This is a genomic window from Knoellia sp. p5-6-4 (assembly GCF_029222705.1).
Classification (GTDB): domain Bacteria; phylum Actinomycetota; class Actinomycetes; order Actinomycetales; family Dermatophilaceae; genus Pedococcus_A.
In genome coordinates, this window is sequence record NZ_JARGZF010000001.1 from 1489030 (window position 1) to 1503778 (window position 14749).

Sequence of the window (14749 nt, forward strand, 5' to 3'; positions counted from 1 at the left end):
TCAGACCTCCGACTCAGCCCTCCTCGATGACGCGACCGCCGAGGATGCGCTCGATGACCGGCGGTCCGACCTCGCCCAGGCCCTCGATGTCCTCGTCGTCGTCGCTGGCCGCGCTGTCGTCGGCGACCCGGGCCTCGGGCGTGGCCGCTGGGCCCTCGGCCTCGACGGCGGCCATGGCCCGCTTGAGGTGCGAGATCTGCTGCGCGGGTTCGGCGTCGGAGAAGGCGGGCGCGGCGCTCACCGGCTCGCTGGCCCAGGAGGGGGCGCTGCCCGGGGCGGAGGCCGCGCTCGCCCAGCCGTCGCTCGACTCCGGGATGTGCCTGGCAGCGGCGGCCAGCCCCGGATCACCTGCCGCCCGCGCACCGGCAGCGGTGGCGGGGACCGGCGACGGGGTCGCCGACTCGTGCGGGTTGGACGGCCCTGCGGCTCCCCCGCCAGCTGCGGGCGTCTGCCCCTCCGGGACGAGCACGCACTCGACCCGCGCGTCGACGCCCAGGACGTCGATGAGCGCCTGGCGGATCAGCTCGGTGTGCGGGCCCTGGCGGAAGCGCACGAGCAGGGCGGTCGGCGCGATGCCGAGCTCGAGCCGCTTGCCGTCGTAGCTCTGGACGTGGGCATGGTCGGAGACCAGGGTCCAGGTGACGCGCTTGTTGCGGGACAGCCAGGTGAGCACATCCGGCCACGCGCGGCGGATCGCCGCGGTGTCGATGCCCCCGGTCGCACCCGTGGGCTCCGCGGCGGGCGGGCCGGCTGCCGCTGCAGCGGGCGTGCGCGAGTCGTCAGCGACGACGCGCGCGGACGCGGCCGGCCCCTCCGGCGAGGACGGCTGGTCGTCCGGGGACTGTGCACCGGCCCGTGCCGCGGCCACGGCGGCCCGGGCGGCCGCCACACCGGATGCGGCGCCGCGAGCACCTCCGGGGGCGGCGGGCACCACCGGCTGCTCGGCGGGCGGCGGGTGAGGCGCATCAGCTGCGGGCGGCGGGTGAGGCACATCCGCTGCGGGCGCCTGGGAACGATCGGCCGACGCGGGCGCCTGGGGACGTTCGGTCGTTACGGGCGCCTGCACCGGCACGGCGTGCGAGCGCGCGGCCGCGCCGGACGGGACAGCGGCGGTCGGCACGCCCCCCACCTCGAGGCGACGCTCGATGCGGTCGAGCCGCGCGGCATACCCGCTCTCGCCGGAGGCGGCCGGGAGCAGCACGCGGGCACAGATCAGCTCGAGCTGGAGGCGCGGCGCGGTGGCACCGGTCATCTCGGTGAGGCCTGCGTTGACGATGTCGGCGGCGCGCGACAGCGTGCCCTGGCCGAACGCCGCGGCCTGCTGGCGCATCCGCTCGACCTGGTCCTCGGGCAGCCCGCGCAGCACGGAGGCGGCGCCGTCGGGCACGGCGGCGACGACGATCAGGTCGCGCAGCCGCTCGAGGAGGTCTTCGACGAAGCGCCGCGGGTCGAGGCCGGTCTCGATGACACGGTCGATCTGGGTGAAGACGCCCGCTCCGTCACCGGCGGCGAAGGCGTCGATGATGGCGTCGAGCAGCTCGGCGTCGGTGAAGCCGAGCAGGGCGGCGGCGCTCTCGTAGGTGAGCCCGTCGTCGCCGGAGCCGGCGATGAGCTGGTCGAGCACCGAGAGCGAGTCACGCACCGAGCCGCCGCCGGCGCGGACGACGAACGACAGCACGCCGGGGGCGACCTTCACACCCTCGGACGCGCAGAGCTGCTCCATGTAGTCCTGCAGCCGCTGCGGCGGCACGAGGCGGAACGGGTAGTGGTGGGTGCGGGAGCGGATCGTGCCGATGACCTTCTCGGGCTCGGTCGTCGCGAAGACGAACTTCACGTGCTCCGGCGGCTCCTCGACGATCTTGAGCAGGGCGTTGAAGCCCTGCGGCGTCACCATGTGCGCCTCGTCGATGATGTAGATCTTGTAGCGGCTCTGGGCCGGTCCGTAGGACGCGCGCTCGCGCAGGTCGCGGGCGTCGTCGACACCACCGTGGCTGGCCGCGTCGATCTCGATGACGTCGACCGTGCCCGAGCCACCGCGGGCCAGCGCCACACACGAGTCGCAGGTGCCGCACGGCTCAGGGGTGGGCCCCTGCTCGCAGTTGAGGCAGCGGGCCAGGATGCGCGCGCTGGTCGTCTTGCCACAGCCGCGCGGGCCGGAGAAGAGGTAGGCGTGGTTGACCCGGCCCGTGCGCAGCGCCTGCATGAGCGGCTCCGTCACGTGCTCCTGCCCGATGACGTCGGCGAAGGTCTCGGGGCGGTAGCGGCGGTACAGGGCGGTGCTCACGTGGGGAACCCTAACCGCCGCGGGGGACACCGCGGTATGCCGTGGGCTCGAGGAGGCGAGCCGGTTCAGGGCATCCAGAGCGCGTCGACCGACCGCGAGAGCTGACCCGCTGTGATGACGACGATCACGTTCAGGGCCCAGGCCAACAGGAACGCTTTGCCGCCGCGCAGCCGGTGCTCGTGCTCCTGCCCAGGCGCTGCTGTGGGCCGGACCAGCTCAGCGACGGCGAGCGCGACCAACCCGAGCCCCAAGGGCACCACCGCGGTGAGCCACAGCCAGCCCCATCGCGTCACTCGCGTGGGGCGGTAGGCCAGCAGGACACTGCCGAAGCCGAGCAGGATGGCGGCCCGCCCCGGCCCGAAGGGGGTGTCACCGTAGAGGGGCTGGTAGCTGAGCGGCGCCTCGAGCGGCACCCCGCCTGCCCGCATCTCGCCCACGAGGTCCTGCCAGGGGACCGGGCTGGAGCTCGCGTCGAGGTGCCGGGTCTGGGCGTACGAGCCCTCGACCCAGTACTGGATGCCGGTCGCGACGACGTTGCCCGTCCCCGAACCTGGGAGTCCCGTCGCTTCGTCGAGACCGAGGGTGTCCCAGCCGTCGGCCGTTGCACTGGGAGGCCAGGCTCGTTCGGAGCGGTCGGTGCCGGTGACGCGGTAGGTCACGATCTGGCCGGAGGCGATGTCGGCACGTAGCTGGTCGACGTCCACCGACCGCGGCTCGACGAGCCAGGCCAGTGCCGCCCACACCAGCCACAGCGTGAGCACGAGCATCCCCACCACGGGCCGCGCCCGCTCGGGCCACCCTCGGGTCCCCGTCCCCGCCCCGGCGTCGCCCGCGACCCCCACCAACGTCATCCCCGCATGGTGGCAGAACCACGTCCGGGCGACCCGGGAAACCGCGACCCGAGCACTCGCCGGCGACCCCCAGACGCAAAGGGACACCCCGCGTACCTGGAAGAGCTCGCCTACCCTTGCTGCATTCCTGCCCTGGGGGAGTTCGGTGAGGTACCACCACGCGGGGTGCCGTCGCTGAGTCTAGGGCCACGGTTCGCGATCGCCAAAGCAGGCCTGTCAGGGTCCTCCGCCCGGATTGGGTCGATCGCACCACCCTCCGGTACTCTCCTCGGCGGAGGATTCGCATAGTGGCCTAGTGCGCACGATTGGAAATCGTGTTGGGATAAAACCCTCGGGGGTTCAAATCCCCCATCCTCCGCCAGACGAAGAGACGGACCCCATGCTTTTCCGGGGTCCGTCTCTTCGTCTTTTGGGCGTGCGGGATCTGGAACGAGCGAGCGACGGTTCCCCCATCCTCCGCCGTCGCGCAGCGACGCAGGCAGGCAGGTCACTGTGCCCAGCACCGCAGGGCGCCTCAGGACGACAGCAGGTATGCCGGGTGCTCCGGCGCCGTGCCCGTCGTCGCCACGTGCTCGGCGATGGTCAGCGCCCCGTCGAGCGCGCCGCCGAGCGCCGGCTGGAGCACCTGCCCCGCCTCGGCCAGCCGCTCCCCCAGTGCCGCAGCGACCGGCTCGGCACCGAGCAGGCCGCCGGTGCCCGTCAGCACCGGGGCCGTGAGGCCCGCGGCGGCGGCGAGCAGCGAGTCGGCCAACACCCTGCCGGCCCGGGCGCACAGGTCGGCGGCCACCGGGTCTGTGGCCGCGAGCGCGGTCACGCTCGGTGCGAAGGACGCCAGCGCGTGGGGCGCGTCGGCGGTGGTCATGACCCGCCTCGGCCAGCCGTCGACCGGCCCGAAGCGCTCCTCCCCCGCCGCCAGCAGTGCGGCCGAGCCACCCGGCACACCGTCTCTCGCCCGAAGGGCGGCGCTGAGGCCCTCGAGCCCGAGCCAGGCCGCCGAACCGCGGTCCCCCAGCACGTGGCCCCAGCCGTCGACCCGGTTCCAGTGGTCGCCGAAGTCGGTGCCGAAGGCGACGGCGCCGGTGCCGGCCGCGACCACGGCGCCGGGGCGCAGGCCCCCGAGGGCCCCTGCCAGGCTCGTGACGGCGTCGCTCGTCACCACCGTCCGGCGGGCGCCGAGCACCGCGTGCACCTGGGCCAGCACCTCGCCGCGGTCGGAGAGGAAGAGCAGGCCCCGCATGCCCCAGACGACCACGTCCGGCCCGGTCGCACCGGCGCCGTCGAGCAGGGCTCGGGCGTCGGCCGCGAGGGCGGCGACATCGATCCCGGCAGTGCCCACCCGCGCGCCGGTGCCGGCGAGCACCGGACCCGGCCCGTCGGCATACCGGCACTGCACGCGCAGGCCGGAGCCGCCCACGTCGACACCCACGACCACCCTCACGGCGGTGACCCGATCATGGCTGCGCCCTCCTCGGCAACCCGACAGCCGCCGGAGTCGCTGACAACCCGACTACTTCGTCATCCCGGCCGTCAGGCCGGCCACGATCTGCTTGGTGGCGAGGAGGAAGAGCAGGATCAGCGGCACCGTCGTGATGACCAGCCCGGCGAACACCGCCGAGTAGTTGGTGGCGTTCTCGCCGAAGAAGGTCGTCAGGCCGACGGGGAGGGTGTACTTCGCCTCGTTGCGCAGCAGGACCAGCGGGAAGAGGAAGTCGTTCCAGATGGGCACGAAGCGGAAGACCGCGACCGTGGCCACGGCCGGGCGCACGAGCGGCACCATGATGCGCACGAAGGTCTGCCACGTGCTGGCCCCGTCGAGCTGGGCGGCCTCCTCGAGCTCCACCGGCAGCTGCCGGAAGAACGTCGTGAGGACGAAGATCGAGAACGGCACGCCGGAGGCGCCGTACATGAGCACCAGGCCGAGCCGGGAGTCGATCAGCCCTGCGCCGTCGAAGAGGTAGAAGATCGGCAGGATCGCAAGGTGGATCGGGAGCATCAGGCCGGAGAGGAACAGCGCCTCCAGGGCCCGGAAGATCCGCGACCTCCCCCGGGCGAGCGCGTAGGCCGCCATGGTCGCCACCGCGGTCGACAGCGCCACCGCGCCACAGGTCACCATGAGGGAGTTGGCGAAGTAGGTGGCGAAGCTGCCGACCGTCCATGCCTCGCGGTAGCTGGCCACCGACAGCGGCCACGGGGCACCGAGCGGGTCGGTGATGAGGTCGGCGTTGGTCCGGAACGAGCTGCTGACCATCACCAGGAGCGGCACGAGGGCGACGGCCGCGTAGCCCCAGAGCAGCAGGCTCGCGGTGACGCCGCCGACGGGACGCTGCGCCGTGCGGGTGCGCGTGCGCTCGCCCGCGGTCGCCCAGCGGGTGCGCAGGCCGGGAAGGACGCTCATCCGGTGATCCTCCGCTCGTGGCGCCGCAGCACCGCCGTCGCCGCGATCGCGCCGCCGAAGATGATGACGAAGAGCAGGGTGGCCAGCGCCGAGGAGGTGCCGACGGCGTTGGCGGCGCCGGAGTCGAACGCCGTCCGGTAGAACAGCAGGGAGATGAAGTCCGTCGCGCCGGCGGGGTTGCCGGTGGAGCCGCCGAAGGCGTAGGGCAGCGCGAACGCCTCCATCGCGAAGATGAAGGTCAGCACGCTGACCGTGCCGATGGCCGGGACGAGCAGGGGCAGGGTGATCCTGAAGAAGGCCTGCCGGTGCGACGCCCCGTCCACGCGGGCCGCCTCGTTCAGCTCCTCCGGGACACCGCCGAGCGCCGCACCGTAGAGCAGCACGGGGAAGCCGATCCACTGCCACACGCTCACGAGGATCACGACCCACAAGGCGGTGTCCGGGTCGCCGAGCCACGGGAGGGCCCACTCCTCGAGCCCCACCGCGGTCAGCAGCTGGTTCACCGGGCCGAAGGTCGGCGACAGCAGCAGCGTCCACAGGTAGCCGATGACGATCGGGCTGACGAGGTACGGCATGGCGTACAGCGTCTGGAGCATGCGGCGGGTCCGCGGACGGCGGTGCAGCATCAGCGCCACCGCGAGCCCGATCGTGTTCTGGAAGGCCATCGTGCCCAGGAAGAACAGCACGTTGTGCAGCAGCGCCTGGGGCATGTCCGTCTTGAACGGCGCCCGCGTGAACAGGGTGGTGAAGTGCTCCAGGCCCGCGAAGCCCCCGCGCGTCGTGCCCTGCCAGTGGAAGAAGGCGTAGGAGAACGCCGTCACCATCGGGTAGAGCACGAACACCCCGAAGAGGAGGAGCGCGGGGGCGACGAAGAGCAGGCCTGAGCGGCGACGCATGGTCGGAGAGGCTAACTGGTCCTGAGCGGCTGGCCCCGGCTCAGGCGCCGGGCTTGAACCAGGTCTTGACGCCGGTGTCGAGGTCCTTGCTGACCGTGGCGGCGTCCTTCTTGCCGAGCAGCATCTCCTGGATGCCCTTGCCGAGCAGGTCGGTGCCGGACGGAGTGCCGTAGCGGAAGTCGGTCAGCAGCACGTACGGGGAGCCGTTCTTGTCGTAGTTGGCGCCGATCTGCTGGAGGACCTCGTCCTTGTTCTGCACACCGGGGACCGCCGAGATCTGCTTGACCTCGTCGGCCACCAGCTGGCCGAACTCCTTGGTCGACATCCACTTGACCAGCTCGAGGGCCTCCTCCTGGTGCTTGGACTTCTTGGAGACCGCGAAGTTGCCGTCGGCCCAGCCGGCCGTGGTCGGCTGGGCGCCGCTGGCGGCACCCGGGGCCGGCGGCACCTCGAAGACGCCGATCTGCATCTGCGGGTTGGCCTTCTGCAGCACCGCGAGGTCGAAGGAGCCACCGGGGAACATGGCGGCCTTCTCCGCGGTGAACAGCGTCTGGGCGTCGGTGACGGCGACACCGGCGACGCTCTTGGGCATGAACGGCTCGAGGTCCTTGAGCAGCTTGACCGAGGCGACCCAGTGCGGGTCGGTGAAGTCCTTGGCACCGGACTGCACCGCCTTCTGGAACTCGGCGCCGCCGAACGTCGCACCGCCGACCACCTCGTGCACGATCGGCAGGGTCCAGTCGTCCTTGGCACCGACGGCGATGGGCGTGATGCCCGCGCCCTTGAGCTTGGCGTTGGCGGCCATGAACTCGTCCCAGGTGGTGGGAGCCTTCAGGCCGTTCTTCTCGAACAGGCCCTTGTTGTAGAACATCACGGTCGCCTGGCGGGCCAGCGGCATGGAGTAGAGCTTCCCGTCCTCCTTGCCCTTGGCGCTGGCCAGCACGTTCTCGTCCCAGCCGGACAGGTCGACCTTGCCGTCGAGCGGCACCAGGGAGCCCGAGGCGATGGTCGCCTGGACCTGGCCGTAGGAGCGGACCTGCGGCACGTCGGGGCCGTCGGAGCCGGCGAGGCCGGTGGCCAGGATCTTGTTGTACTCCGTGGCCTTGAACGGCTTGAAGTTGATGGTGACGCCCTCGTGGGCCTTCTCGTACACATCGAAGATCTTGTTGTAGGCGGCCTCGTCCTCGACCCGCCACGACCACACCGTCAGCGTGGTGGCGCCGCCGTCACCGCCACCGGAGTCCCCGCCGCTGGACGGCGCACAGGCGGTGAGGGCGACGCCGCTGCTGAGGGCTGCCAGCGCAACGTACTTCCACGGGGATCGGCGGGTCATGCGGGTTCTCCTGTCGGGACACGTGCCGGGACGGCATTCGGGGTTGCGTGGGTGGTGCTGTCGGGGATCGCGGCCGATGGGCCGGACTGGTCCTGGAGGGCCTTGAGCGCCGTGGCGACCGACCCTCCGTGGCTATCGATCGCGGCCCGCGCCTCCACGGCGCCAACGCCGGCGAGCATCGAGAGCAGCGCGGGCTTGAGCTCCCCGCCTGCCTGCTCGAGTGCGGTGCGCGACTCGTCCTCGCCCGCGCCGCTGGCCTCCTGCAGGATGCGCAGCACCCGGCCGCGCAGCTTGGCATTGGTCGCGACGACGTCGACCATCAGGTTGGACCAGGTGCGGCCGAGACGGATCATCACGGCGGTCGAGAAGGTGTTGAGAACGAGCTTCTGTGCCGTGCCCGCCTTGAGCCGGGTGGAGCCGGTGACCGCCTCGGGCCCGGTGTTGACCGCCAGCAGGTGGTCCGCGCGGGGGGCCAGCTCGGCGTGGGGGTTCGCCGTCACCAGGACCGTGACCGCGCCGCGCTCGCGGGCCGCCTCCAGGGCGCCACCGACGAAGGGCGTGCGCCCCGAGGCGGTGAGGCCGATGGCGATGTCACCGGGCCGCAGGGCCGCCGCCTCCGACCGGCCGAGGTCGACGTCGTCCTCGACGTTCTCCACCGCGCGCAGCAGCGCCTCGGGACCGCCGGCGTGGTGTGCGGTGAACAGGCCGGGAGGGGCGTTGAAGGTCGGCAGCAGCTCGGCGGCGTCGAGCACGGCGAGGCGGCCCGAGGTGCCGGCGCCGAAGTAGTGCACCGCGCCGCCGGCGCGCAGCGAGTCGACGGTGACGTCGACGAGGGCCGCGAGCGCCGGGAGGATCTCGGCCACCGCCGGGGCCACCTTGGCGTCCTCGCTGTTGAGGACCTGCAGCACCTCGAGCGTCGACAGGGTGTCGATGCCGGTCGTGCCGGGGTGCCGGTCCTCGGTGGGCGCACTCACCCTGACGTCGTGTGTCACGCGGCCGAGGTTAGTTTCCTACGGGCCCTACGTCAATGATGTGAACCAGTAACATTCCGGCCACGAAGACCGTGACTGAGGGACGCGTGAGCGAAGGACGTCAGAGGAGCCGGTGCCCGGAGACCGCGTCACGGGTCTCCTCCACGGCCTTGCGGGCGCGCTTGAGGTGGCGCTGCGCGACGGCGATGTACAGGCAGTCGACCACCGTGAGTGCCGCGATCCGGCTGGCGGTCGCCCCCGAGCGCAGGCTGGTCTCCCGCGCCGCGGTGGTGAGGACCAGGTCTGCGGTCGAGGCGAGTCGGGAGAGGGGGAAGTTGGTGATCGCGATGGTGGTGGCGCCGCGCTTCCCGGCCGCCTCCAGCGACTCGATGGTCTCCTTGGTCGTGCCGGAGTGCGAGATGCCGATCGCGACGTCCTTGCGGGCCAGCAGGGTGGCGCTGGTCAGCGCGATGTGCGGGTCGTTCCACGCGAAGGCCATGGCGCCGATGCGGTGGAGCTTCTGCTGCAGGTCGATCCCGACGATGGCGCTGGCGCCGATGCCGTAGATGTCCACCCGCTTGGCGGCTGCGATCGCGGCCGCCGCGGCGGCGAGGGCCTGCCGGTCGAGCTGCTGCGCAGTCTCCTCGACGGCGCTCGCGTCGGCGAAGGACACCTTGGCGATGATGTCGTCGATGCTGTCCTTGGCGCTGATGTCCGAGGTCTTGGCGGCGCTCACCCGAGGCTGCGCCGACTCCTCTGCCAGCGCCAGCCGCAGCTGCGGGTAGCCGGGCAACCCGAGGCGCTTGCAGAACCGCAGCACCGTCGTCTCGGAGGTCTTCGCCGCGACGGCCAGCTCACTGATGGTCAGGCCAGCGGCGGCCCGGGCATCCGCGAGCACCTGCTCCGCGACCCGGTCCTCGGCCGGGGAGAGCGACGGACGCAGGCCCCTGAGGCGGACGAGGAGCGGGGCGGGGGCGGCGGTCACCGCGGCAGCAGCACTGTCGGCTCGGGGCATGGTCCTACGCTACGGCCTGCCGCTTGACCGCCGCCCAGCCTTCCGCCGAGAACAGCTCGGAAGACCGCTCCCCGTCGAGCAGCACCCCACCGGCGCCCTGCGCGAAGACGTCGTCGACCAGGACGCCACGGCCGAGGTAGGCACCGTCGGTCGTGTGGCGCCACCGGACCAGCTGCTCCCCGGCGGCGAGGACGGCCCGCGCCTGCATCCAGTGACGGGTGCCGCTGCCCGCGACGGCGCCGTCGCTCTCCGTCACCTCGCCGCGGTCGCGGACCTCGAACGGCAGCGCCTGCCAGGTGTTCCCGCCGTCCGTCGAGGTCTCGAGGGTGAGCCGGTCGGTCTCCTCGGTGTCGAGGAAGAGGTCAAAGGAGAGCCGGCCACCGCTGCGCGGCACCGCAACAGGCACCGTCAGGGTCGAGGTGGTGGCATCAGCAGCGCCCGACCACCAGGCAGTCTCACCCCGGGTCGGTCGCACGCCCAGGGCCAGGGCGAGACCTCGGGCCCACTCGCGGCGGGCGACGTTGTTGCTGCCCCACGACCGCGAGGGGTGCACCCGGTTGGTCAACAGGATCGCGAACGAGCGGGAGGCGAAGTCGATGACCATCGAGGTGCCGGTGTAGCCGGTGTGCCCCGCGGTCCGCGGACCCGACAGGGCGTCCATGTACCAGCGCTGGTCCAGCTCGAAACCGAGGCCGTGGTCGTCGCCCGGGAAGTCCTCGGTGAAGTTGGTGATGAGCAGGGAGACGCTCTTGCGGCTGAGGATCCGGGCACCGTCGTAGGAGCCGCCGTTGAGCAGCGCCTGGCACAGCACGGCGAGGTCGTCGGCGGTCGAGAACACCCCGGCGTGCCCGGCGACCCCGCCGAGCGACCAGGCGTTCTCGTCGTGCACCTCGCCCCAGACCATGCCCCGGGCCGGTGTCGCCTGGTACTCGGTGGCCGCGGTGCGGGTGCGGTCGGCCGGGTTGTAGCCGGTGTCGTCCATGCCGAGCGGTGCCGTCACGCGCTCGCGCACCACCTCGTCGAGCCCCTTGCCGGTCAGCCGCTCGACGAGCACGCCGAGGGTGATGAGGTTGAGGTCGCTGTAGAGGTAGGTCGACCCGACCGGGTTCCGGAGCGGCGCGTCCATGACGGCCTGGATGCGCGACGCCCTGTCGGGGTAGCGGCTGTAGAGCGGCAGCCACGAGGTGAAGCCGGAGGTGTGCGTCAGGAGGTGCCGGACCGTCACCGACTCCTTGCCGCTCGCCGCGAACTCGGGCAGGTATGCCGCGACCGGCGCCTCGAGCTCGACGGTCCCGTCCTCGATGAGCTGCACGGCGGCGATCGAGGTGAACAGCTTGGAGACCGAGGCGAGGTCGAACACGGTGTCCTCGCGCATGGGCACCCACTGGTCGCGGGGCAGCTCGGTCGTCGCGTTCTCGTAGCGGAGGGCGAAACCACTGGCGTCGCGGGCCACGACGGCACCGTCGTGGCCCATCAGCGCCACGGCGCCGGCATACATGGGGTGCCCGCCCGCGGGCGCCTGCTCGTGCCCGCGGATCTGCGCGACCGCGTCCCTGATGGGGGCGGGGTCGATACCCACCGCCTCCGGGGTGGTATCGCGCAGCACGGTGTTGGCGGGGGCGAAGCCCTGGAAGGGCTTGCTGAAGTCGTCTGCCGTCGCCGCGGTCGCTGTCGTCATGGTGGTGAGGACGCTACCGACCGCGACGGCGGCAGCCAGGGCTCGCACCCGCATCTGCACTCCCCTGCTCTTCCCGGGTCAGGCGGCCGGGCCGCGGTAGATGAGGTACTGCTGGCGGCGCCGGTCGAACTCGGCGAGCTCCTCGCGCCAGGCGCCCACGACCTCGTCGGCCGAGGCACCGGCCGTGATCTGGTCGCGCAGCCTCGTCGACCCGGTGAGCTTGTCGATCCAGTACGGCCGAGCCGCGTCCCAGGTGTCCTTGCGCCAGGCGAAGTCGGTGTAGAGCGCCCGGGCCGCGACCAGCATCTCCACGCCGACGCGCATCGGGTCGAAGGTGCGCGGGTCGATGATGTGCACCTGCACGCCGCCGCAGACCTTGCCCTGGTGCTTGCTGAAGGTCGGGTTGAAGTACGCCTCGCGGAAGCCCGCACCGGGCAGGTCGAGGGCCGCGAGGCGCTCGGCCCAGCGGTAGTCGACGAATGGCGCGCCGACCAGCTCGAACGGTCGCGTGGTGCCGCGGCCCTCCGAGAGGCTGGTGCCCTCGAACATCCCGGTGCCGGGGTAGACCAGGGCGGTGTCGGGCGTGGGCATGTTGGGGCTCGGCATGACCCACGGGAGTCCGGTCGCGGCATACGGCATGTCGCGGCGCCAGCCGCTCATCTCCACGACCTGCAGCTCGGTGAGCCGGGCGCCGACCTCCGCCTCGAGGAACTCGCCGTCGAAGAACCGGGCCAGCTCGCCGACCGTCATGCCGTGCGCCTGGACGATCTCCTTGGCGCCGACGCCCGAGGTGTAGGCGGTCGTCATCATCGGCCCGCGGGCCGTGCCCCCGATGGGGTTGGGGCGGTCGAGCACCACGAACCGGGCGCCGGTCTGCACGGCCGCCTTCATCGCCGTGTACATCGTCCAGATGTAGGTGTAGAAGCGGGCGCCGGCGTCCTGGATGTCGAAGACGACGGTGTCGACCCCGGCGGTGCGGAACATCGAGGCCATCTTGTCGGTGCCCGCACCGTAGGAGTCATAGACCGTCAGGCCGGTGCGGGCGTCCGTGAAGGTGCCCTCCGAGCCACCGGCCTGTGCCGTGCCGCGGAAGCCGTGCTCGGGACCGAACACGCCTCTGATGTCGACGGATCCGGCCTCGTGCATCTCGTCGACGATGGTGCGCAGGTTCGTCAGGATGCCGGTCGGGTTCGTGATGATGCCGACCTTGCGGCCGGACAGGGCCGCCCACCCGTCCGCGGCGGCCCTGTCGGCGCCGGGGGTCACCGGGCGGGAGGGGTAGGTGACGTTGACGGGTGTCGCGACACCGGCCCGGGCCGCCGTGGCGGCGAAGGGCACGGCTGCGGCGCCGAGGGCCCCGGCGGTGAGGAGCTGGCGACGGTTGAGGTTCGTCATGTCAGTGCTCTCCGAGTCTGTCTCTGCGCGGTTCGGGGTGGTGGCGGGCGCCATGGCCCGCGGCAACACCCCGAACCGCGATGGGTGAGGTGGGCGTCAGTAGGTGAGGCCGTGCCCGAACGGGTACAGGACGGTCGTGGGGTCGCCGGCCACCGGGATGTCGACGGGGAGCTTGCCCGTCGGGCTGACGTCGCCGCTGATCACCCGCGCGACCGCCTCGATCGCGACCGGGCTGTAGGAGTAGGTGGCCAGGTAGGTCGACGCGTCGTCGACGTAGGCGATGTCGTAGGGGTCACGGGTGGCGACCACGACGACCGGCTTGCCCGTCGCCAGGAGCGACTTCACCAGCTTCTGCTGGGCCGGCGAGGTCCACGCCCTCATCGTCGTCACGACCACCGCGTCGCTTGCCTGGGCTGCAGCGACGGCATCGGCGATCTTCGCGTCGCTCGGAGCGGTGCCGCTCTCCTTCACCGTGACCGTGGCCCCCTTCGCCGTGAAGGCCCTGGAGAGCGTGGAGGTCACGGTGACGCCGTAGCCGGCGACGAGCACCTTCTTGCCGCCGACGGCCAGGGGCAGCGTCGCGTCGTCGTTCTTGACCAGCGTGGTGGTGCGGTCGGTCACCTCGTCGGCGACCGCCAGGTGCTCGGGCGTGCCGACGACCGAGGACACCGCAGCCGGGTCGGCGTAGGGGTCCGCGACGACGCCTCGCTCGTACTTCAGCTCCAGGACCCGACGCACCTTCGCGTCGAGGTCGGCGACGGAGATCCGACCCGACTCCACCGCCGACAGCACCGCGGCATACGCCTGGTCCATCGCCGGCGTCATGAGGAGCTGGTCGGCACCCGCCTCGAGAGCCCGCACGGCCACCTCGGCGTCGCCGTACTTCTCGCGAACGCCCTTCATCTCCAGCGCATCCGTGACGATGACGCCCTCGAAGCCCAGCTCCTCGCGCAACAGGCCGGTGAGGATCGGCCTGCTCAGGGTGGCCGGGTCACCAGAGTCGTCGAGCGCCGGGAAGGCCAGGTGGGCGGTCATGATCATGTCGATGCCCTCGGCGATGGCCGCCTTGAACGGTGGGGCATCCAGCTGCTCCCACTGCTCACGGGTGTGCGTGATGATCGGGAAGGCCACGTGGCTGTCGGTGGCGGTGTCGCCGTGCCCGGGGAAGTGCTTGGCCGACGCGGAGACACCACCGTCCTGCTGGTAGCCCTTGACCTGGGCGCCGACCATCGAGGCGGCGAGAGCCGGGTCGGAGGAGAACGACCGGGTGCCGATCACCGGGTTGAGCGCGTTGACGTTGGTGTCGGCGACCGGTGCGAAGTTGGTGTTGACGCCCATGGCCCGCAGCTCTTCGCCGGTGATGGCGGCGGCCGTGCGGGCGTCGTCGGTGCTGCGACCCGCGCCGAGCGCCATCGAGCCCGGGAACTGCGTCGCCGGCGGCCCGATGCGGGTGACCACGCCCTGCTCCTGGTCGATGGCGATCTGCAGCGGCACGTCGACCTTGGAGTCGCGCGACAGGGCGGCCTTCTGGAGTCCGTTGGAGAGGGCCGTGATCTGGTCGGGGTTCTTCACGCTGTCGGTCCAGGCGAAGTAGATGACACCGCCGAGGTGGTACTTCTGCACGACCTCCGCGGGCGAGGCGACCCCGTAGAGCGGGACGTTGCGCGGGTCGGGGGTGGTCGCGTCGGAGCCGTAGACCTGCTGCACGAAGAGCTGGCCGACCTTCTCCGGCAGCGTCATCCGCGCCATCGTGGAGGTGACCCAGCCGTTGTCAGCAGGCGGTGGAAGAGCGGGGTCGGCGGCCCCGGCCTGGGCAGAGGCGGTCGGCACGGCGCACGCGAGCGCCCCTGCTGCTGCCACACCGGCGACGAACGCGCGACGGGTCGGTGAGAACCGGGACATGGAACCTCCACAACGCTGTGAACAATTCA

At 71.9% G+C, this 14749-nt stretch carries 11 protein-coding genes, 1 tRNA gene and 1 other RNA gene; 1 reads left to right on the forward strand and 12 read right to left on the reverse strand.

All coding sequences use genetic code 11. The features are described from left to right. Positions 1 to 13: 13 nt before the first annotated feature. The 3 genes from P2F65_RS07200 to ffs all read right to left on the reverse strand — a co-directional run bounded on the left by P2F65_RS07200 (position 14) and on the right by ffs (position 3308). Positions 14 to 2284 (reverse strand): DNA polymerase III subunit gamma and tau, encoded by a 2271-nt coding sequence (locus tag P2F65_RS07200; RefSeq protein WP_275805550.1) that lies wholly within the window; start codon positions 2282 to 2284, stop codon positions 14 to 16. A 65-nt stretch (positions 2285 to 2349) separates the two neighbouring features. After that, positions 2350 to 3135, reverse strand: coding sequence for a hypothetical protein (locus P2F65_RS07205; protein WP_275805552.1), 786 nt, complete (start codon positions 3133 to 3135; stop codon positions 2350 to 2352). A 74-nt stretch (positions 3136 to 3209) separates the two neighbouring features. Further along, positions 3210 to 3308, reverse strand: an RNA gene (gene ffs / locus P2F65_RS07210) — signal recognition particle sRNA small type. 100 nt (positions 3309 to 3408) lie between these two features. Between ffs and P2F65_RS07215 the strand changes: the two genes are divergently transcribed. Next, positions 3409 to 3496, forward strand: a tRNA-Ser gene (locus P2F65_RS07215). A 153-nt stretch (positions 3497 to 3649) separates the two neighbouring features. Here the strand turns inward: P2F65_RS07215 and P2F65_RS07220 are convergent. From P2F65_RS07220 to P2F65_RS07260, 9 genes are all read right to left on the reverse strand, one after another. Next, positions 3650 to 4573 carry a BadF/BadG/BcrA/BcrD ATPase family protein gene (locus tag P2F65_RS07220; protein WP_275805554.1) on the reverse strand — a complete coding sequence of 308 codons (924 nt, stop codon included), beginning with the start codon at positions 4571 to 4573 and terminating at the stop codon, positions 3650 to 3652. Positions 4574 to 4642: 69 nt separating this feature from the next. Next, complete coding sequence (locus P2F65_RS07225; protein WP_275805556.1) at positions 4643 to 5530, reverse strand: carbohydrate ABC transporter permease; 888 nt, start codon at positions 5528 to 5530, stop codon at positions 4643 to 4645. Next, positions 5527 to 6426 carry a sugar ABC transporter permease gene (locus tag P2F65_RS07230; protein WP_275805558.1) on the reverse strand — a complete coding sequence of 300 codons (900 nt, stop codon included), beginning with the start codon at positions 6424 to 6426 and terminating at the stop codon, positions 5527 to 5529. The genes P2F65_RS07225 and P2F65_RS07230 overlap by 4 nt, the downstream gene beginning before the upstream one ends. Before the next feature lie 40 nt (positions 6427 to 6466). Beyond that, on the reverse strand, positions 6467 to 7759 hold the full coding sequence (locus tag P2F65_RS07235) for an extracellular solute-binding protein (RefSeq protein ID WP_275805560.1): 1293 nt from the start codon (positions 7757 to 7759) through the stop codon (positions 6467 to 6469). Next, positions 7756 to 8751, reverse strand: coding sequence for an N-acetylmuramic acid 6-phosphate etherase (locus tag P2F65_RS07240; protein ID WP_275805562.1), 996 nt, complete (start codon positions 8749 to 8751; stop codon positions 7756 to 7758). Before P2F65_RS07240 ends, P2F65_RS07235 begins: the two co-directional genes overlap by 4 nt. Positions 8752 to 8851: 100 nt before the next feature. After that, a complete protein-coding gene (locus tag P2F65_RS07245; RefSeq protein ID WP_275805564.1) occupies positions 8852 to 9745 on the reverse strand; it encodes a MurR/RpiR family transcriptional regulator in 894 nt (297 codons plus the stop codon). 4 nt (positions 9746 to 9749) lie between these two features. Then, the gene (locus P2F65_RS07250; protein ID WP_275805566.1) at positions 9750 to 11423 is read right to left on the reverse strand and encodes a serine hydrolase; all 1674 of its coding nucleotides are present in this window, start codon (positions 11421 to 11423) and stop codon (positions 9750 to 9752) included. A 78-nt stretch (positions 11424 to 11501) separates the two neighbouring features. Further along, positions 11502 to 12818, reverse strand: coding sequence for a DUF1343 domain-containing protein (locus P2F65_RS07255; RefSeq protein ID WP_275805568.1), 1317 nt, complete (start codon positions 12816 to 12818; stop codon positions 11502 to 11504). Positions 12819 to 12914: 96 nt separating this feature from the next. After that, positions 12915 to 14720, reverse strand: coding sequence for a glycoside hydrolase family 3 protein (locus P2F65_RS07260; RefSeq protein ID WP_275805569.1), 1806 nt, complete (start codon positions 14718 to 14720; stop codon positions 12915 to 12917). Positions 14721 to 14749 lie beyond the last annotated feature (29 nt).

Excerpts from the sequence above, each read along its gene's own strand:
- P2F65_RS07245 (WP_275805564.1), bottom strand. The coding sequence starts at position 9,745 with ATGCCCCGAGCCGACAGTGCTGCTGCCGCGGTGACCGCCGCCCCCGCC.
- P2F65_RS07235 (WP_275805560.1), bottom strand. The coding sequence starts at position 7,759 with ATGACCCGCCGATCCCCGTGGAAGTACGTTGCGCTGGCAGCCCTCAGC.
- P2F65_RS07230 (WP_275805558.1), bottom strand. The coding sequence starts at position 6,426 with ATGCGTCGCCGCTCAGGCCTGCTCTTCGTCGCCCCCGCGCTCCTCCTC.
- P2F65_RS07260 (WP_275805569.1), bottom strand. The coding sequence starts at position 14,720 with ATGTCCCGGTTCTCACCGACCCGTCGCGCGTTCGTCGCCGGTGTGGCA.
- P2F65_RS07205 (WP_275805552.1), bottom strand. The coding sequence starts at position 3,135 with ATGACGTTGGTGGGGGTCGCGGGCGACGCCGGGGCGGGGACGGGGACC.
- P2F65_RS07250 (WP_275805566.1), bottom strand. The coding sequence starts at position 11,423 with ATGACGACAGCGACCGCGGCGACGGCAGACGACTTCAGCAAGCCCTTC.
- P2F65_RS07225 (WP_275805556.1), bottom strand. The coding sequence starts at position 5,530 with ATGAGCGTCCTTCCCGGCCTGCGCACCCGCTGGGCGACCGCGGGCGAG.
- P2F65_RS07255 (WP_275805568.1), bottom strand. The coding sequence starts at position 12,818 with ATGACGAACCTCAACCGTCGCCAGCTCCTCACCGCCGGGGCCCTCGGC.